The 21,637-nt window shown below is 71.9% G+C and carries 1 protein-coding gene; it reads right to left on the reverse strand.

Translation table 11 applies throughout. From position 1 onward, the window contains the following. Positions 1-21,637, reverse strand: a 21,637-nt coding sequence (locus LzC2_RS13150; protein WP_171187690.1) for a tail fiber protein, incomplete at both ends; no start/stop codon positions are given.

Consider the following 21,637-nt stretch of genomic DNA (forward strand, 5'->3'; position numbering starts at 1 on the left):
GGACCGGGGCGATCACGGGGGAGGAGTCCGTCGACTCGGCCGGGCCGACGGGCGCCGGCGGGGCGTCGTCCATGAAGTCCGGCGCCGGGCCGCGACGGAACAACGGCTGTTCCACGCCGCCGCTTTCGACGCGGAAGGTGCTTTCGACCTCCGGATCCTGGCCGGGCCGCACGATCACGAACTGGAAGACGGCGCCTTCCGCCCCGAGGTTCTGGAAGTACGGGTCGGACAGATAGGCGCTGCGGAACGGATCGCCGATCAGGTAGTAGGCGAGGTCCGGCACGGTGAGGGCCGGGTCGCCGGTGCCGTCCAAGCCGTCGGTCAGCCCGCTTTGATCTTCGTAGATCCAGAGTTGCAGCTCCGGCAGGTCGGACGCCGGGGCGCTGCTGGCGGGGGCGGCCTCGTCCTCGGCGATCAGCGCCGGCGGGGCGACGAACACCGGCGGCGGCGGAATCGGCGCAGCGGGTTCCGGCGGGGCGGGCGGTTCCGGGTCCGGGTCCGGCAGCGGATCGGCGGCGACCACGTCGCCGAACCGGAACGTCAGCCCCGCGTCGCCGACGGTCAGATCCGACGCCGCCGCCCCGAGGTTCACGCCGCCGATCAGCCGGATCGACGGGTCGAAGAACGCGGCGTAGGCCCCGGATAGCGTCCCGCCGTTCTGCGCCGCCAGGGTCGCCAGTTCGATCAGTTCTTCGATCGGCAGGGACTGCGGACCGAAGTTGAAGATCGTCCCGCCGGTCCCGGGCGGCAGGCTGTTGGGCGAGAGCTGCCCGTTGGGGAGGATCAACTGCACGGTGACGTTCTGGTCCGCGATCCCGCCGCGGCGGGTGCCGACCTGCACCGCGAAATCGACCGGCGTGTTGGAGCCGGCTTCGAGGAAGTCGCCGGTCTGACCGACGATGAACTCCCCGGCGGGGCTGCCGGTGACGGGAACGATCGTGCCGGGCAGCGGGGCGACCGCCTGCCCGGCGGCGGTCGTCAGCCGGCCGGGACCGGCGAACGTCACGTTCCCGCGGGCGACCACCGCGGCCCGATCCACGCCCGAGGGGCCGCCGACGCCGAACGGGTTCTGATCGCCGACCGCCTGGAAGACGTTCACCCCGCCGGCGGCGGAGACGGAGGCGGTCCCGTGTTCGGTGGTCACGCCGACGACCGGATCCCCGCCGACGCCCTCGACCGAACCGATCGTCAGCATGCGGCCGCCCCGCTGGGCGATCCCCACGCCTTCGTTCACGCCGCTCTCGGCGCGGGCGGCGATCGTCCCCGTGTCGACGTTGATCGCGTCGATCTGGCCGGGGTTGCTGAAGCTGGCCTCGCCGATCTTCCCGCCCGCTTCCAACGCGACGGCGCCGGCGGTGATCGAATCGGCGCCGGGCTGGGTGAGGTCGCCCGTCCGGGCGCGAATCGCGACGCGGCCGGTCGCGGCGTCGCTGCCGACGTCGGCGTTCAACCGCACGTCGTCCCGGGCGTCCAACGTGGCCCGCGTCCCGCCGAACACGTCCTTGTTGACGATGACGCTGCCGTTCGGGGCGACGACGTCGACGGCGCCGGTCGTGGACCGCAACCCGATCGCGGTGAGGCCCGCGACGGTCTCGTTCAATGCGACGACGTCCTCGACGATGACGCAGTCGATGATCACGTCCCCGGAGGCGCCCCCCCGGTTGACGATCTGCACGTCGCCGGCGGCGGTTTCCGCGGCGAAGGTCGTGACGGCGACGTCCAACGGGTCGGCCACGGTCCCGACGCCCGTGCCGGCCAGCACGCCCAGGGCGGCGCCGCTGACGTTCGCGAACCCGGCCCCGTCGCCGGTCAGTCCGTCGATCACGGCGCCGGCGGCGTCGATGCCGACCTGCCCGGCGCCGGCGTTCACGCGGGTCAGGGTGACGTCGCCGGTCCGGGCCCGCAGCACGGCGTCGCCGCCGGCGGTCGTCACGATCGCTTCGCCGGAAAGGGCGTTCTCCTGCATCGTTACGGCGCCGTCGGCTTCCAGCCCGACCTTGCCGCCGGCGGTCGTCACGGCGGAGCCGGCCTCAAGCGTCAGATCCCCGCCGTCGGCCCGCAGCACGGCGTTGCCGTCGGTCGGGTCGGGCGTGGAGTTCGCGCCGGTGGTCGCCACGTCGGCGTCGGCCTCGACGGTGAGGGAACCGCCGGCGATCGCGGCCAGTTCCGTTCCGCGGAGGTCGTCCCCGGCGGAGGCGTTCTGCACCGTCAGGGAGCCGTCGACGAAGACTTCCACCTCGCCGGTCGCCCGCAGGCCCGCGGCGTTCGCTCCGCTGGGAACCGCGACGGCGCCCACCGTCAGATCGCCGCCGACGCGTGCGATCCGCACGGAGCCGTCGATCTGGGTGCCGTCGCCGCCCAGCGGGGCGGCGGCGTCGAAGTCGGCGAAGGCGACGACGTCGGCGTCGATCTCCAACCGATCCCCGACCGCGTCCGTCGCCCCGCCGACCCGGCCGCCGGCGAGGACGGCGAGGTTCGTGATCTGCGACAGGTCCGCGGCGGCGTCGGCGCCGAGTTCGACCACGTCGGCGCCGGTCCGCAGCACGAGGGTGCCCTCCGCATTCCCGGCGCCGCCCGCCAGGCCGGAGAACGGGGCGTCGCCCAGGGCGATCGTGCCCGCGGCGAGGTTCGGATCGTTGTTGCCGACCTCCAGCACGGCGGCGGCGATCTGACCGGCGCCGGCGGTGGAGAGATCGAAGCCGCCCGCGGCGCCGGCGCCGCCCAGCACGATCGCCTGTCCGGCGGTGGAATTGTTGAGGAAGACGGTGTCGCCCAAGGCGACGACGGCGCCGCCGACGGCGGTGGAGTCGAACCGCACGTCGGCGGCGGTGATCGTCACGTCGTTCCCGAGGCCGCCGGCGGTGACGGCGCCGGTTCCGAAGACGTTCAGCGTGCCGCGGCCGTCCGGGCCGTTGTCCGGGGCGGCGGCGGAGAGGTCGGCGGCGTCGGTGAAGTCGGCGTTCAGGACGATCTCGCCGTCGGTCGTGGAGATCGTGCTGTTTTCCACCCGGATGCCGTCGACCCCGCCGGGATCGGTGACGTCCCCGCGGACCGTGACCATGCCGGTCCCGGCGTTCTGGATCGTCGAGCCAACCACATGGACGCCGACGCTATCCGCTCCCGCAGCAGCCAAGCCGGTCACGCTGACCGCCCCGGCGGCGGCGTCCGTGATCGTCCCGCCGCTGAGCAGGTACACGCCGTGGTTGGCGCTGCTGCCGGCCAAGCCGTTGGAGCCGCCGGTCCCCGCGACCGTCACGCCCCCGCCCTTCGAGGTCACCGCGGAACCCGCCCCGCTGATCCAGACACCGCGGTTGGCTTCCTCGCCGTCCCCGCCGGTCCCCGTCACGCTCACCGCCCCGGCGGCGGCCCCGACGCCGGTGTCCGCAATCGTCCCGCCGCCGGACACGTAGACGCCGACGTTCGCGTCGCTGTCGGCCTGCTCGTTGGAGCCGCCGGTTCCGGTGACCGTCACGCCGCCGCCGGCGGACGTCACCGCGGAACCCGCCCCGCTGACCCAGACGCCGACGTTGCCGTCCTCGCCGTCCCCGCCGGTCCCGGTCACGCTCACCGCCCCGGCGGCGTCGTCCGCGATCGTCCCGCCGGTGACCACGTACACGCCGTAGTTCAAGGCGCTGCCGGTCTGTTCGTTGGAGCCGCCGGTCCCCGCGACCGTCACGCCCCCGCCCGCTGAACTCACCGCGGAACCCGACCCGCTGACCAGGACGCCAAGATTGAAGCGCTCGCCGTCCCCGCCGGTCCCGGTCACGCTCACCGCCCCGCTGGCGGCGTCCGCGATCGTCCCGCCGTCGAATACGTACACGCCGAAGTTGCGGATGCTGTCGGCCTGCTCGTTGGAGCCGCCGGTCCCCGTCACCGTCATGCCCCCGCCCTTCGAGCTGATCTGGGCGTCCGCCCCGCTGACAACCACGCCGACGTTGGCTTCCTCGCCGGCCCCGCCGGTCCCGGTCACCGTCACCGCCCCGGCGGCGGTGTCCTTGATCGCCCCTTTGTTGGACACGAACACGCCACGGTTGACGTTGCTGCCGGCCGACTCGTTGGAGCCGCCGGTCCCGATCACCGTCACGCCCCCGCCCGCCGAGGTCACCTCGGCGCCCGCCCCGGTGACGTACACGCCGTAGTTGTCGTCCTCGCCGGCGCCGCCGGTCCCGGTCACGCTCACCGCCCCGGCGGCGGCGTCCTTGATCGTCCCGCCGGCCACGAACACGCCATGGTTGTTATTGCTGCCGGCCAGACCGAGGGAACCGCCGGTCCCCTTGACGGTCACGCCTCCACCCTGCGAGCCGATCTCGGCGCCCGTCCCTCTGACGTAGACGCCGATGTTAAAGTCGTCGTCATCCCCGCCGGTCCCGGTCACGCTGACCGCCCCGGCGGCGGCCCCGGCGCCGGTGTCCGCGATCTTGCCGCCGCCGGCCACGAACACGCCGACGTTGTAGAAGCCGCCGGCCAGTCCGTTGGAGCGGCCGGTCCCCTCGACCGTCACGCCCCCGCCCTTCGAGCCGATCTCGGAGCCCGTCCCGTTGACGAAGACGCCGTGGTTGTTGTCCGCGCCGGCTCCGCCGGTCCCGGTCACGCTCACCGCCCCGGCGGCGGTGTCCACGATCGCACCGCCGGAGGACACTCCCACGCCGACGTTCAAGCGGCTGCCGGCCAGCCCGTTGGAGCCGCCTGTCCCGATCACCGTCACGCCCCCGCCCGCGGACGTCACCGCGGTATTCATGACCGCAGCATTCGTTCCCACGACGTTGACGCCCAAGTTCGCGCCCACGCCGTTCCCGCCGGTCCCGGTCACGCTGACCGAGCCGGCATTCGCGGCGATCACGCTGCCGTTCTGAACGAGCACGCCGTAGTTGAAGGATGTGGTTCCGTCCGAGGCCCCGACGCCGGTGACGGACACGTCCCCGGCGCCCGTCGCTTCGACCTTAGCCGCGCCGAACGCGTCGCCGATCGTGACCGCGGCGAAGTTGTCGTTCGCGTCCGGCATGCTGCCGGCGTCCAGCGTGATCTTCCCGTCGGCCGAGACGACCGCGGCGCCGTTCTCCAGAACGATCGTGCGGCAGGCGAAGAGGTCGATCGTGCCCGCCCCGTGCGCGCTGAGCGTCTGGCCGGCGCTGACGGTGATGTTCCTCGACCGCAGCCCGAGGCTGCCCTCCACGCTGCCGGCCGTGACGGGCGCGTTGATCGTCAGGTCGCCCACGCAGTCCCCGTCGCTGTCGGCGACGAGGAAGATCGACCCGTCGGTTCCGTTCACCGCGACCGCCGCGTCGATCGTGAGGTCGTTGACGGCGGCCAGCCGCACGTCGCCGGACCCGGCGACCGTCACGCCGACGATCCCGTCCGCGGTGTCGACGATCAGGTCGTCGACGTCGTCCAGGTTCACGTCGCCGTCGCCGCTGACGAAGACGGCGACGACGTCCACGGCGAGGTCGAGGTCGGCGTCGTCGCCGCCGAAGGCGCCGGCGGCGTCGCCCAAATCGAAGGCGGGGTTCGCCCCCACGTCGCCGGCCGCCCGCAGGGCGGCGGAGAACGCGGTGATGTTGGCGGTCTCGCCCGTGAGGTTGTCGAGGATGGCCCCGACGCCGTCGGCGGCGACGCCGTTCGTCGCGTCGACGGCCGTCGTGTCGAAGTCCGCGGTCACGATCGCCGAACCCACCGCCCCGGCGGCGTCGAAGTCCAGGTTCACCGTGCCCAGCAGCACGTTCCCCGCGGCCCACAGGCGGGCGGCGCCGCTGTCGGAGAGAACCCGGCCGCCGTTCCTCATCTCGATGTCGTTCCGCAGGCCGGTGATCGTGATCGTCCCGGAGCCGGACCGAACGGCGGTCGTGGCCCCGTTGATGAGCACGTCCTGCGTGGTCATCCCGGCGGCCCGGCCGGTGACGTCGACCGCCCCGGCGCCGGTGTCCGCGATCGTCCCGCCGAGGAATACGTACACGCCTTCATTGCCGTCGCTGCCGGCCAGCCCGTTGGAGCCGCCGGTCCCGGTGACCGTCACGCCCCCGCCCGCCGAGGTCACCGCGGCGCCCGCCCCGAAGACGAAGACGCCGCGGTTAAAGTCGTCGCCGGCCCCGCCGGTCCCGGTCACGCTCACCGCCCCGCCGGCGGTGTCCGCGATCGTCCCGCCGCCGGTGATGGACACACCGTCGTTGAAGTCGCTGTCGGCCGACCCGTTGGAGCCGCCGGTCCCGGTGACCGTCACGCCCCCACCCACGGAACTCACCGCGGAGTTCGCTCCAAAGATGTAGACGCCGCGGTTGCTGTCCTCGCCGGCTCCGCCGGTCCCGGTCACGCTGACCGCCCCGGCGGCGGTGTCCGCGATCGTCCCGTCGGCGATGTACACGCCGTAGTTCAATTCGCTGCCGGCCAGTCCGTTGGAGCCGCCGGTCCCGGTCACCGTCACGCCCCCGCCCTTCGAACTGACCGTGGAGGTCGTCCCACTGACGAGTACGCCGTAGTTGAAGTCGTCGCCGGCCCCGCCGGTCCCGGTCACGCTCACCAAGCCGGCGGCGGTGTCCGCGATCGTCCCGTCGAGCAGGTACACGCCGTGGTTCAATTCGCTGCCGGCCAAGCCGCCGGAGCCGCCGGTCCCCGCGACCGTCACGCCCCCGCCCGCCGAACGCACCGCAGCGTCCGTTCCAAAGACGAACACGCCGTGGTTGCCGTCCTCGCCGGCTCCGCCGGTCCCGGCCACGCTCACCAAGCCGGCGGCGGTGTCCGCGATCACGCCGCCGTTGATTACGTACACGCCGTAGTTGGAGTTGCTGTCGGCCTGCTCGTTGGAGCCGCCGGTCCCGGTCACCGTCACGCCCCCGCCCACGGAACTCACCGCGGAGTCTGTCCCGACGACGTAGACGCCGTAGTTGAAGTCCTCGCCGTCCCCGCCGGTCCCGGTCACGCTCACCAAGCCGGCGGCGGCTCCCACGCCCGTGTCCGCGATCGTCCCGCCGCTGTCCACGACCACGCCGTAGTTGCGGTCGCTGTCGGCCTGCCCGTTGGAGCCGCCGGTCCCGGCGACCGTCACGCCCCCGCCCGTCGAGGTCACCGCGGCGCCCGTCCCGAAGACGAGTACGCCGTAGTTGTCGTCCTCGCCGTCCCCGCCGGTCCCGGTCACGCTGACCGCCCCGGCGGCGGCTCCCACGCCCGTGTCCGCGATCGTCCCGCCGTTATCCACGACCACGCCGATGTTGGAGTTGCTGTCGGCCAGTCCGTTGGAGCCGCCGGTCCCGGCGACCGTCACGCCCCCGCCCGTCGAACTGACCGTGGAGGTCGTCCCACTGACGAGTACGCCGTAGTTGAAGTCCTCGCCGTCCCCGCCGGTCCCGGTCACGCTCACCAAGCCGGCGGCGGCGTCCGCGATCGCCCCGCCGCCGGATACGTATACACCGACGTTAATAGCGCTGCCGGCCGCCCCGTTGGAGCCGCCGGTCCCCGTCACCGTCACGCCCCCGCCCGTCGAGCTGATCTGGGCGTCCGCCCCGCTGACAAACACGCCGTGGTTGCCGTCCTCGCCGTCCCCGCCGGTCCCGGTCACCGTCACCAGACCGGCGGCGGTGTCCTCGATCACCCCGCCGCCGGACACGGTCACGCCGACGTTGGCATCGCTGCCGACCGTCCCGTTGGAGCCGCCGGTCCCGGTCACCGTCACGCCCCCGCCCGCCGAACGCACCGCAGCGTTCATCAGGACGACGTACACGCCGAAGTTGCCGTCCTCGCCGGCCCCGCCGGTCCCGGTCACGCTCACCGCCCCGCCGGCATCGTCCGCGATCACGCTGCTGATCACGGACACGCCGTAGTTGTCGCTGCTGAAGACCGCATTATTAGAGCCGCCGGTCCCGATCACCGTCACGCCCCCGCCCGCCGAGGTCACCGCGGAGTTCGCCCCGGAGAGGAGGACGCCGTGGTTGAGGTCCTCACCGTCCCCGCCGGTCCCGGTCACGCTCACCAAGCCGGCCGCGTCGTCCGTGATCGTCCCGCCGTCGAATACGTACACGCCGACGTTGTCATCACTGTCGGCCGATCCATCGGAGCCGCCGGTCCCGGTGACCGTCACGCCCCCGCCGGCCGAGCTCACCGTGGAGCCCGTCCCTCTGACCCAGACGCCGACGTTGTCGTCCTCGCCGTTCCCGCCGGTCCCGGTCACGCTCACCGCCCCGGCGGCGGTGTCCGCGATGGTCCCGCCGCCGGTCAGGTATACGCCGTGGTTGGAGTCGCTGTCGGCCGACCCGTTGGAGCCGCCGGCCCCGGCGACCGTCACGCCCCCGCCCACGGAACTCACCGCGGCGTTCGTCCCGAGGACGAAGACGCCGTAGTTGAAGTCCTCGCCGGCCCCGCCGGTCCCGGTCACGCTCACCGCCCCGGCGTTCATCCCGACGCCGGTGTCCGCGATCGTCCCGTCGTTCACGATCACGCCGAAGTTGGAAATGCTGCCGGCCTGCCCGTTGGAGCCGCCGGTCCCGATCACCGTCACGCCCCCGCCCGTCGAACTGATCGCGGAGTCTGTGCCGGTGACGTAGACGCCGTAGTTGAAGTCCTCGCCGTCCCCGCCGGTCCCGGTCACGCTCACCAAGCCGGCCGCGTCGTCCTTGATCGTCCCGCCGTCGAACACGTACACGCCGTAGTTGTTGCTGCTGTCGGCCGACTCGTTGGAGCCGCCCGTTCCGATCACCGTCACGCCCCCGCCGGCCGAGCTCACCGCGGAGCCTGTCCCTCTGACCCAGACGCCGACGTTGTCGTCCTCGCCGTTCCCGCCGGTCCCGGTCACGCTCACCGCCCCGGCGGCGGCTCCCACGCCCGTGTCCGCGATCGTCCCGCCGTTCACGAATACGCCGTAGTTGTCGCTGCTGCCGGACGACCCGTTGGAGCCGCCGGTCCCCTCGACGGTCACGCCCCCGCCCGTCGAACTGATCGCGGAGTCTGTGCCGGTGACGTAGACGCCGTAGTTGAAGTCCTCGCCGTCCCCGCCGGTCCCGGTCACGCTCACCGCCCCGGCGGCGGTGTCCTCGATCGTCCCGCTGCCGGATACGAACACGCCGACGTTGCCGGCGCTGTCGGCCGACCCGTTGGAGCCGCCGGTCCCCGCGACCGTCACGCCCCCGCCCGCCGAACTCACCGCGGAGCCCGTCCCGTTGACGAGCACGCCTTGGTTGTTGTCCTCGCCGGCCCCGCCGGTCCCGGTCACGCTCACCGCCCCGGCGGCGGTGTCCGCGATCGTGCCGTTGGTCACCCGCACTCCGGCGTTGGAGTTGCTGCCGGCCGTCCCGTTGGAGCCGCCGGTCCCCGTCACCGTCACGCCCCCGCCCGCCGAACTGATCGCGGAGTTCGTCCCGACGACGTAGACGCCGTAGTTGAAGTCCTCGCCGGTCCCGCCGGTCCCGGCCACCGTCACCGCCCCGGCATTCGCGGCGATCACGCTGTCGTTCTGAACGAGTACGCCGCGTCTGGATGACGTGGTTCCGTCCGAGGCCCCGACGCCGGTGACGGACACGTTCCCGTCGCCCGTCGCCCGGACCGCCGCGGCGGCGCCGACGATCTCGCCGATCGTGACTGCCGTGAAGTTCCCGGCGTTGAGGTTCAGCAGATCGGCGTTCGCTTCGAAGGTTACGTTCCCGTCGACCGCTTCGACGGTCACGCCGCTGTTCACCCTAATCGTGCGGCAGGCGATCACGTCGATCGCGCCGGCGCCGGTGGCGGTCACGTTCGCGGCGACGGTGATGTTGTCGGCGGAGAACGCGTAGCTCCCGCCGGCGCCGGCGGAGGCGGCGCCGGCGATCAGCAGGTCGCCGTCGCAGTCGGCGTCGGCGTCGGCGTCGAGGGTGACGGAGCCGCCGGCGGTCACGCCGGTGAGGGCCGTGTCGAAGCAGCCGACGACGGTGGCGTCGGCGGCGACCGTGCCCAGGGCGAAGCCGTCCACGTCCGCGAAGGCGATCGAGCCGCCGTCGGCGTCGGTGGCCGCGGCGAAGGTATTCACGTCGTTGAGGGCCAGAGCCAGATCAATCGCCGACCCGGTCCCGGTCGCCCGCACGCCGAGGGCGTCGGCGGTGATCACGCCGTCGGCGGTCTGCGTGACGCTTCCGGCCGCTTCCAGCCGCACCGTGCCGTCGCCGGCGTCGATCTGCTGGTTCACGCCCAGGGCGCCGGTGGTGCAGATCAGCACGTCCGCCCCGGTCCCCGCCGTGCCGGCGGTCACGCCGCTGACCCCCAAAGAAAAGAAGTCGTCGGAGTCGCCGGGAGCCCCGGTGGGCGCCCCGCTGCCGAACGCCGAATTGGTGAGGCCGACGCCCCCCCCCAGGTTCACCCCGCCGACGTCAACCAGCGTGACGGACCCGCCGGCGGTCGCCGCGAAGTCCGCGGCGTCGTTCGTCGCGGAGTCCAGATCGATCAGGCCGCCCGCCGCCGCCCGCAGGAAGAACGTGGCGACCCGGCCGGCGGACTGCGTTACGTCGTCGGCGGCCCGCAGGGTGACGAAGCTGAAACCGCCCGTCCCGGCGTCCACGTCGGCGGCGAGCGTCACGTCGCCGGCCCCGGCGGAAACGCCCGCGCCGGTCGCGTCCAGCAGAACGTCGATGCTCGAGGACGGGGACAGCCCGCCGATGCGTTCGGTGACGTCGATCGAGCCGGCCCGCAGGATGATCCTCGTATCCGAGGTCAGCCCCGCCAGCACGCCGCCGGTCAACCCGGCGTCGGCGAGCGCGGCGTCCGTCACGGAGCCGACCGTCAGGGCGCCGGCGCCCGTCAGGTGCAAGAAGCCGGCGGTCGCCTGCGCCGCGACGGTGTCGACGGCGAGGTCGAGGTCGTCGGATTGGCCGACGCTGCCGCCGATCAGCGCCAGTTCGTCGGCGACGATGTTGGCGTCCTCCTCGCCCGCGACGTCGTTGCCGATCCCGGCGTTCCCGTCGGCGATCGCCCCGCCGGCGATCAGCACGACGCGGCGGCCGACGTTCTCGATCCGGTCGACGGCGACGGCGTTCGTCTCCACGAGCCGCACCTCGTTCGCCCCGGCGTTGATCGCGGAGAGCGTGTCCACGTTCACCCGCAGGGCGTTGTCGGTCGTCCCGTCGTCGCCGATGCCGTCGTGGGCGGACAGCGTCAGCGTCGGGGCGACGATCGTCTCGTTCGTCCCGGTCTGGCTGATCGACCCGCGGTCGCCGTCCGTGCCGTCGGCCTCGGTGTCGGCGGTGACGACGACCGCGTGAGCGGCGTTGTTGGCCGTGGCGATCCGGGCCGTGCCGTCGGAGTTCAGGATCACGTCGTCGCCGGCGAGGAACGTCAGCGTGGAGGCGTCCGCGTCGATCAGGTCGACGGCCCCGGCGGTCGAGATCGTCAGGTCGTCGTCCGCGTTCGCCGCGTCGCCGCCCGCCTCGAACGTCATATTCGCCGCCGTGCCGTCGGAGGCGGCGTCGCCGACCGTGACGACATGGTCGATCGTCAGCGGGCTGTTCGCCGTCACGGACCCGCCGGCGCCGGCGCTGGAGGCGGTCAGCGTCCCGCCGCCCGACACCGCGACGTCGTCGATCGTCAACGCTCCGTCGTTCGTCACGTCGATCGTGCCGCCGACCGCGAAGGCGAGGGTGTCCGCGTCCAGTTCCAAAGCGCCCCCGACGTCCCCGGAGTGCCCGGCGCCGACGTTCCCCCCGGCCAGCAGGGAGACGCTGGCGGCGGTCACGTCCGCGTGCGCGTCGAAGCCGAACTCCTGCACGTTGCCGGCGGCGCCGAGGGCGTTCAGCGTCACCCGATCGGTCGCCCGCACATTGTGGGCTTGAATGTGGTTCACCGTACTGGCGACCTCGATCACGCCGCCGGCGCCCAACGCCGAGACGTCCAGGAGGTTCAGGCCGTTGCTCTCCAAAATCGCGATCACGCCCGTGGCGGCGGCGGCGTCCAGCGTCGAGATCGTGGTTTCGAGTTCCTCCCCGGCGCCCAGCCCGCCGATGGAGGTCGCCGCCGACAGATTCACCGATGCGAAATCGGCTACGAGGTCGACGTCGCTGTCGCCCGCGTCGAAGATCGCCCCGGACCCGCTGGTGACGAAGAGCTTGTTCAAACCGGCGGCGGTCGTCTGCACGCTGGCCAGCGAGACGTCCTCGTCGGCCGTGATCGTGACGACGCCGTTGGAAACGATCACGGACCCGTCGGCCTGGGTGAAGGCGCCGCCGGCGCCGTTCGCGTCGCCGTCGGCGTCCGCGGTGAAGGCGAAGTCCCCGGTCCCGGCGGTCGCCGTCACATCGCCGGCCGCGGTGAAGGTGATGTCGTCGTCCGCCGTGACGGTCACGGCCCCGCCCGTGGTCAGGGCCCCGGTGAACGCGACGGAACCCGCTTTCGCGACGATCTCGACATCCCCGGCCCCGCCGAGGCCCCCGGCGAGCGTCGTATCGACCCCGACGACGGTGACGCCGCCGGCGAGATCCACGACGCGGAACACGCCGCCCTCGGTCGTGCCGGCGAGCGTGGTCGCGTCGATCTCGACGCGGTCGGTCGCGCCGACGGAGCCGGTCCCGACGGCGTTCAACGTGACCAGACCGCCGAAGATCTGGGCGGTCCCGTCCTCGGTCTCGGTGGAGAGTTCGGAGTCCGTGACGGTGATCGTGACGGCGTTCGCCCCGCCGTCGATGGTGGAGTCGTCGGCGATGAGCACGCCCTCGCCATCGGTCGCGCCGGCGCCGGCGCCGGCGATCGCGATCGTGGCGTCGCCGGCGGAGGTCACAGCGGCGGCGCTCCTCAGCCAGACGCCCCGGCCGGCCGTCGAGGAGCCGGTGATCGCGATCGCCCCGTCGTTACTGGTGACGTCCGTCGTCAGGCCGATCAGCCACACGCCGTAGTTGTTAGCGGTCCCGGCGCCGCCGGTCCCGTTGATGGTGATCGTCGCCGCGTCCGGGCCCGTGCCGGTCGAGGCGATCGTCTCGATGGCGGACGCGAGGACGCCGTAGTTTTGGACGCCGGTCCCGTTGCTCCGGCCGATGATCGCGATGTCCCCGTCCACGCTGGTCACGTCCATCGTGGAGCTGGTCAGGAACACGCCGACGTTGGTGTTCGTCCCGGCGCCGCCGGTCCCGTCGATGGTGATCGTGGCCGCGTCCGCCCCCGTGCCGGTCGAGGAGATCGCGATTTTGGCCACGTAGACGCCGTTGTTGCTGCGGCCGCCCCCGGCGCCCTCGCCGGTGATCTTGATGGCCCCGTCCACGCTGGTGACGTCCATCGTGGAGCCGAGCGGATCCATGCTGGAGTTATCGAGCAGAACCACGCCGGAGCTGAAGTCCGTGCCGGCCGCGTCCCCCTTGATGGTGATCGTGGCCGCGTCCGGCCCCATGCCGGTCGACTCAATCGTCTTGATGCCGGCCGCGTAGACGCCGTAATTGTTGGCGCGGGTCCCGGCGCCCTGGCCGATGATCTCGATGGCCCCGTCCACGCTGGTGACGTTCGTCGTGATGCCTTCCAGGTACACGCCGTAGTTTTCGTCCGTCCCGTCGCCGCCGGTCCCCATGATGGTAATCGTGGCCGCGTTCGCCCCCGTGCCGGTCGAGGTGATCGTGTCGATGTCTTTCGCGTAGACGCCGTAGTTCTGATCGCCGGTCCCGCCGCCCTGGCCGGTGATCGCGATGGCCCCGTCCACGCTGGTGACGTCCGTCGAGGAGCCGAACAGGTACACGCCGTGGTTTTCGTCCGTGCCGGCCCCGCCGGTCCCCTCGATGGTGATCGTGGCGGCGTCCGCCCCCGTGCCGGTCGAGGAGATCGTCGCGATGGAGGCCGAATAAACGCCGTAGTTGCTGTGGCCGGCCCCGGCGCCCTGGCCGGTGATGCGGATGTCCCCGTCCACGCTGGTGACGCCCGTCGAGGAGTTGACAAGGAACACGCCGTAGTTGCCGTCCGTGCCGGCCCCGCCGGTCCCGTCGATGGTGATCGTGCCGGCGGCGGCCCCCGTGCCGGTCGAGGAGATCGTCTCGATGTCGTCCGCGTAGACGCCGTGATTGTTGGCGTCGGTCCCGCCGCCCTGGCCGGTGATCGCGATGTCCCCGGCCACGCTGGTGACGTCCGTCGAGGAGCCGAACAGGTACACGCCGTAGTTGTTAAGCGTCCCGGCGCCGCCGGTCCCCTCGATGGTGATCGTCGCCGCGTCCGTTCCCGTGCCCGTCGAGGAGATCGTCTCGATGTAGGACGCGTAGACGCCGTAGTTGAAGGAGCCGGTCCCGGCGCCCTGGCCGGTGATCGCGATGGCCCCGGCCACGCTGGTGACGTCCGTCGTGAAACCGGACAGGAACACGCCGTGGTTATTGTCCGTCCCGGCCCCGGCAGTCCCGTCGATGGTGATCGTGGCCGCGTCCGGGCCCGTGCCGGTCGAGGCGATCGTCTCGATGGAGGCTGCGAAGACGCCGTAGTTGTGGACGCCGCTCCCGGCGCCCTGGCCGGTGATCGCGATGGCCCCGTCCACGCTGGTGACATCCGTCGTGTCGCCGAGCAGGAACACGCCGTGGTTTTCGCTCGCCCCGGCGCCGCCGGTCCCGTCGATGGTGATCGTGGCCGCGTCCGCCCCCGTGCCGGTCGAGGTGATCGTCCCGATGCCGGACGCGTAGACGCCGTAGTTGTCGATGCCGGTCCCGCCGCCCTGGCCGGTGATGCTGATGGCCCCGTCCACACTGGTGACGTCCGTCGAGGAGCCGCGTAGGTACACGCCGTAGTTGTTAAGCGTCCCGGCGCCGCCGGTCCCGTCGATGGTGATCGTCGCCGCGTCCGGTCCCGTGCCCGTCGAGGAGATCGTCTCGATGAAGGACGCCCAGACGCCGTAGTTGTTGACGCCGATCCCGGCGCCCTGGCCGGTGATCGCGATGTCCCCGACCACGCTGGTCACGTCCGTCGTGGAGCCGCGTAGATACACGCCGTAGTTGAAGCTCGTCCCGGCGCCGCCGGTCCCGTCGATGGTGATCGTCGCCGCGTCCGGTCCCGTGCCGGTCGAGGCGATCGTCTCGATGTCGGACACGTAGACGCCGTAGTTGCCGTTGCCGGTCCCGGCGCCCTGGCCGGTGATCGCGATGGCCCCGTCCACGCTGGTGACGTCCGTCGTGTCGCCGAGCAGATGCACGCCGTGGTTTCCGTACGTCCCGGGGCTGCCGGTCCCGTCGATGGTGATCGTGGCCGCGTCCGGGCCCGTGCCGGTCGAGGCGATCGTCTCGATGGAGGCTACGAGGACGCCGCGGTTGCTAGAGCCGGTCCCGCGGCCCTGGCCGGTGATCGCGATGGCCCCGTCCACGCTGGAGACGTCCGTCGTGGCGCCGGACAGGTACACGCCGTGGTTGTCGTTCGCCCCGGCGCCGCCGGTTCCGTCGATGGTGATCGTGGCCGCGTCCGGGCCCGTGCCGGTCGAGGCGATCGTCTCGATGGAGGCCACGTAGACGCCGTAGTTGTCGTCGCCGGCCCCGTCGCTTCGGCCGGTGATCGCGACGTCCCCGGCCACGCTGGTGACGTTCGTTGAGGAGCCGAACAGGTACACGCCGTGGTTTTCGTACGTGCCGGCGCCGGCGGTCCCGTCGATGGTGATCGCGGCGGCGTTCGGGCCCGTGCCGGTCGAGGCGATCGTCCCGATGCCGGACGCGTAGACGCCGTGGTTGTCGAAGCCGGTCCCGCCGCTCCGGCCGGTGATGTCGATGGCCCCGTCCACGCTGGTGACGTCCGTCGTGCCGCCGGCCAGGTACACGCCGTAGTTGAAGTTCGACCCGGCGCCGCCGGTGCCGTCGATGGTGATCGTGGCCGCGTCCGCCCCCGTGCCCGTCGAGGCGATCGTCCCGATGCCGAACGCGTGGACGCCGTAGTTGCTGTCGCCGGTCCCGTCGCTCCGGCCGGTGATCGCGATGGCCCCGTCCACGCTGGTGACGTCCGTCGAACCGCCGAGCAGGTACACGCCGTAGTTGCCGTCCGTCCCGGCCCCGCCGGTCCCCTCGATGGTGATCGTGGCCGCGTCCGCCCCCGTGCCGGTCGAGGCGATCGTCTCGATGTTGTCCGCAGCGACGCCATGGCTGAAGCTGCCGGTCCCGGCGCCCCGGCCAGTGATCACGATGTCCCCGTTCACGCTGGTGACGTCCGTCGTGGGGCCGGCCAGGAACACGCCGCTGTTGTCGCTCGTGCCGGCGCCGGCGGTCCCGTCGATGGTGATCGTCGCCGCGTCCGCCCCCGCGCCGGTCGAGGCGATCGTCTCGATGCCGAACGCCAAGACGCCGTAGTTGCTGTTCCCGCGGGTGCCGGTCCCGTCGCTGCCGCCCTGGCCGGTGATCGCGATGTCCCCGTCCACACTGGTCACGTCCGTCGAACCGCCGGACAGCCTCACGCCGTGGTTGTCGAAGGCCCCGGCCCCGCCGGCGCCGTCGATCGTGATCGTCGCCGCGTCCGCCCCCGTGCCGGTCGAGGCGATCGTCCCGATGCCGGACGCAAAGACGCCGACGTTGCTAGAGCTGGTCCCGGTGCCTTGGCCGGTGATGTCGATGGCCCCGGCCACGCTGGTGACGTCCGTCGTGGGGCCGAACAGGTACACACCGTGGTTGAAGCTCGTGCCGGCGCCGCCGGTCCCGTCGATGGTGATCGTGGCCGCGTCCGCCCCCGTGCCGGTCGAGGAGATCGTCGCGATGTCGAGCGCAAAGACGCCGTAGTTGCTGAAGCCGGTGCCGATCCCGTCGCTGCCGCCCCGGCCGGTGATCGCGATGGCCCCGTCCACGCTGGTGACGTCCGTCGTGGAGCCGCGTAGGTACACGCCGTAGTTGAAGTCCGTGCCGGCCCCGGCGGTCCCGTCGATGGTGATTGTGCCGGCGGCGGCCCCGGCGGCGGTCGAGGAGACGCTGGTCCCGCTGTGCAGATAAACGCCGAACATGTGCGACGTGTCGCTGCCGACCTCGGCGCCGGTTCCGAGCAGACTGATCGCGCCCGTTCCGTCGGTGCGGATCACGGCGCCGTCCGCCGCGATGCCGATGAAGTCGCCGACCGTGGGGATCGCCTGCCGGTTGGCGCTCAGGGCGACGCCGCCGTCCACCGTCGTCAGGCTGGAGCCGTCGGCCAGGGTGATGTTGCGGGCGGCGGTCAGCGTGATCGTGCCGGCGCCGCTCGTGGCCAGCTCGGCGCCGGCGCCGACGGCGATCGTCTCCGCGGTGACCAGCAGGCTCTCGTCGGCGGCAAACGTGACGTCCGCGTTCAGGTTCACCGTGTCGAACCCGCCGGCGCCGTTGATCCTCAGGGCGGCGGCGAAGGACGGGTCGAGGGGGGCGACGGTGATCGTGTCGGCTTCGGTCCCTCCGAAGATCTCGAGGCTGCCCGTCGGGACGGTGAAGACCGTGTTCTCGAACGTGCTGCCGGTCAGCTGCATCTCTCCGGGGTTCGGCCCGGCGGCGAGGGTCGCGTCCGCGTTGACGACGTTCGGCAGGATGAACAGGACGTTCGCCGCCGTGCCGGTGTTCACGAGCGGCTCCAGCCCGGCGAAGACGATCACCGAGCCGTCGAGGTCGATGATCCCGTCGAACCCGTCGGCGTCGGAGGTGGTGAAGGTGTAGACCGTGGAGTTGAAGGCCCCGCCGTCGATCGTCAGCGCGTCCCCGACCGCGGTCGCCTGGCTGCCGCCGTCGTAGTCGACGTTCAGTCCGGCGGTCAGGACGGCGGCGTCGATCGTCAGCGCGTCGTCGCCGCCGCCGAGGTTCACGACGAGGTCGCCGATGAGGTCGGCGAGGGCGAACCGCTCCACCTGCCCGGCGCCGTCGTCGAGGACGATCTCATTGCCGTCGAGCGTCACGCTGAGGACGTTGTCCAGCCCGAAGAGCGCCTCGTTGATGAGGAGGTCGCCGCCGGAGAGCGTGGCGACGTATGTGCCGGACGGCGGCTGCAGCGCCGCCAGATGCGTGTGGGAGGGCAGCTGGTCGACCGTGTAGCTGAACAAATCGCTGCCGACGAACTCGCCCAGGTCCACGGTCGACAACCCCGACCCGGATCCCTCGTGGATCGCGGTCCGACCGCGGAGATCCGGCAGGCCGAAGGTGGTTCGGCCGTCTCCGCCGTAAGTCGTGCCGAGGATCGAGAACAGGGCCTCGTTCCCACTGATCGCCAGCAGTTGGCCGTCGGTCGAAACGTTGTTCTCGCCGGAGGCGCCCACGATAGAACTGTGGGCGGCGAACAGTTCGATCTCGCCGAGGAAGTCCGAGTCCGCCACGCCGGAGGAGCCGCCCAACGAGGGATCGAATCCCACGGTGTTAATCGTGTAGTTGACCCCCAGCGAGGGCTGGCGGTTCTCGTCCGACTGGCCGCCGCCGGCCGATCCGGTCGTGTCGCCGGTCGGCAGGCCGTGGGCGTGGCGAGGCATCTCGCCGACCGTGACGAACTCGCTTTCGGTCCCGAACGTCTGCCCCAGCGCAACCGGGATGGTGGTCGGCCCGTCGCCCTCGCTGACCGCCACGCGTCCCCGGAGATCCGGCAGGGCGAAGTCGGTTCGGCCGTCCCCGCCGTAGGTCGCGCCGAGCTTCGAGAACAGAGCGGAGTACTCGGCGATCTCCAGCAACTGTCCGTCGGCCAAAGCCCAGCCCGTGGGGGCGAAGGTGCCGGCGAACATGCCGATCTCGCCGAGGTCCTCGAAATCGCCGCCGGTCCGCACGAGGTAGTTGATCGCCAGCGCGGGCTGGACGTTCTCCCGGGCTTGGCCGCCGCCGGTCTCTTGGGTGTTGCCGCCGTCGGGCAGGCCGTGAGTGTGAGCCGGCAGGTTGTCGGCGGTGAGGGTGACAAATTCTTCCCCGACTTCCTGCCCGAGGACGTAGGACGACAGCCCCGGGCCCGACCCGGCCCCGATCGCGACGCGGCTGCGGAGATCCGGCAGGGCGAAGGTGGTCCGCCCGTTTCCGCCGTAGGTCGTGCCGAGGACCGAGAACAGAGCCGAATTCGTGCTGACCTGCAGCATTTGCCCGTCCGCGAAGGCGTAGCCTTCGGGGGCGAAGCTGCCGGCGAACAGCTTGATCTCGCCGAGGAACGGAACGTCATCGACCGCATAGTCGCCGTTGGGGGACGGAAACACGCCTCGGGTGGCGATGATGTAGTTCAGCCCCTGGGCGGGCTGACGGTTGTCGAACGGCTGATCGCCGCCGATCGCGTCGGTGTCCGTGAGGGGGAGGAGGGTGAAGTCGTTCCCGTCGCCGCCTTCGTAGCTGGCGGCGAATTCACGACCGCCGACCGTGAGGATGGCGCCCTCGACGATCCCGGAGAACCTACTGTAGGACCTATCGGCGATCAGATCGGCTCCGTCGTTCTCGATCAGGGTGAATTCTTCGAGCCCCGCGACGCCGGACAGGTCGGTCGCCGTCAGCACGAGCGTCGAGTTGTCGAGATACAATTCGCCCGTCACGACGAGCTGCCCGTAGTCGATCCCGGCGACCGGGGGGTCGACGGCGGCGTCGTTGAGAATCAGCCCGACCGTGGAGGCGTTGATCGTAATGTCGGCCCCGTCGAGGGTGACGGCGTCGACCGTGGTGGATTCGATGGTGGAATTGGTCAGCCAAATATCTTCGGCGCTGCCCGTTCCCGTCCCGGTCACGGCGACCCCGCCGCCGCGGAGCGTGCCGTTAGACACGGCCACGCCGCGAGTGCTCTCTGACCCCCGCGCGATTCCGGTGACGACGACGGCCCCGGCGTCCGCCCCGCCGCTCCCGGCCGTGCCCGTATCTTCGATCACGCCGCCGGTTTGAACGAAGACGCCGTATCCGTAGCCCGCATCGCTGCCGGTTCCCGTCACCGTCACGCCCCCGCCCGCGGCGCGAATCGCCGTGGACGTGCCGTCGACGACGACGCCGTGACTGAAATAACCAGAGTCCCCGCCGGTCCCGATCACCACGACGGCGCCGGCGTTCAGTCCGGTGCCGGTCGCTTCGATCACGCCGGCGTTCGTCACAGACACGCCATGGGCATTGGCGCTCACGCCGCTGCCGGTCCCGATGACGGATACGTCCCCCGTCCCCCGGGTGGCCACGATCGCTCCATTGACCCTCACGCCGTGGGTGTTCCCGGTCGCGAACTGCGTCTTGCCCTCGTTGGCCCGGAAGTCGATCGAGCCGTCGCCGGTCGCTTCGATGCGGGCGCCGCTGTTCACCACGATCGCCCGGCCGGCGACCAGCGAGAACGCCGTCGACGCCGCCCAGACGATCTGAACGTCGCCGGCGACGGTGATGGTTTCGTCCGCCCCATTCGCCCCGTCGGAGGCGGACGTCGTGATCGTCAGGCCGCCGTGGTTCTCGAGTTGGTCGACGATGTAGGCGTCGGTGAACGTATTCATCCCCGAGCCGGGCAACGTGGCGGCGTCACCGTCCACGATGTCCACGCTGCCCGGGTCGATCAGGAACGTGCCCCAGGCGCCCGCATCGCTGCGCAGGTCGGCGTGGCCGGTGACGAGGACGTGCTCCTTGCCGCTGACTTCCGCAAAGCCGCCGTCGCCGCTGCCCAGACCGCGGGCCGTGATGTGGCCGGCGTAGCGGGTGGTGTCGTTCGCCCAGACGATCACCGTGCCGCCGTCGCCGGCCGCCGTGGCGCTGGCGTCCAGACGGGCGCCCTCGGCGATGGTTGTGAACTCCGCGTTGCGCAGCGCCGGGTCGGACCCCTGATAGCCGCCGCCGATATAGATCGCCCCGCCGCCGTTCGCGCCGGAGGCGTCCACGGTCGCGGTGTCCGTCAGTTCGATCGCGTCGCCCAGCAGCGTCGCGGTCCCGCCGTGACCGGTCGCATCGGACACGTCCACCGTGCCGGCGATCGTCAGCGAGGCGCCGCCGTCCAACGTGAGGGAACCGCCGGCGCTGGTCAGCTCGGCGCCGGTGGCGAGGCCCAGGGAGTCCGTCGCCCGGAACGTGCCCTCGCCGCCCGCGAGGTCCAGGGCGCCGGTGACGGTAAGAGACTCGGCCTCGACCGCGGTCGCGTCGGCGTCCGCGGCGAACGTCACCGTGGTCAGACCATCGGTGAAGACGCCTTCGGTTCCCGTACCGTGCAGGTCGGCGGCGCCGTCGACGGTGAGGGTGCGGGTCGTCGCGTCGAAACGATCGGCGACCTGCTCCACGTCGGTGTGGGCGAGGTTCAGCCCGTCCGCGGCGGCGGTGTTCGCTTCGGGGGCGGCGTCGGTCGGATCGCTCCCCGCATCGGTCGTCCCGCCGAGCAGGTGATGGGCGACCGACCCGACTTCGCCGCCGAGTTCGACCGTATCCGCCCCGCCGGCCCCGTCGAACGTGACGTCCAGATTGCCGCCCGCCGTCTGGAACAACGCGGGATCAAGGAACAGATGATCGGCGTCCGCGCTGCCGGCGAAGTGCAGCGTGTGGGGGTCGGCGGCGTCGCCGGCGTAGGCCGTGCGGCCGTTGACGGAGACGACCAGCCGGCCGTCGACCTCGGAGACCGTGAAGCGGTCCGCGACGCCGTCGTTCGCGTCCGCCCCGGCGTCGATCCGCACGGCCCCGCCGTCCAAAGCCCCGCCGCTTGCCCCGTCTCCGCTCGTCCCGCCGTTCGTGCCGCCGCCGCTGAAATCGAAGTCCGCGAAGTCCTGCGGGTCGGCGTCGGCGCTGGGATCGGCGCCGCCGTCGGCGTCCGGGCCGGGGACCAGCGACAGCCCGTCGAGGGCGCGGATCGGCTCCAATCGCCGCAG

The sequence above is a fragment of the Alienimonas chondri genome (genome assembly GCF_013036045.1).
Classification (GTDB): Bacteria; Planctomycetota; Planctomycetia; order Planctomycetales; family Planctomycetaceae; genus Alienimonas; species Alienimonas chondri.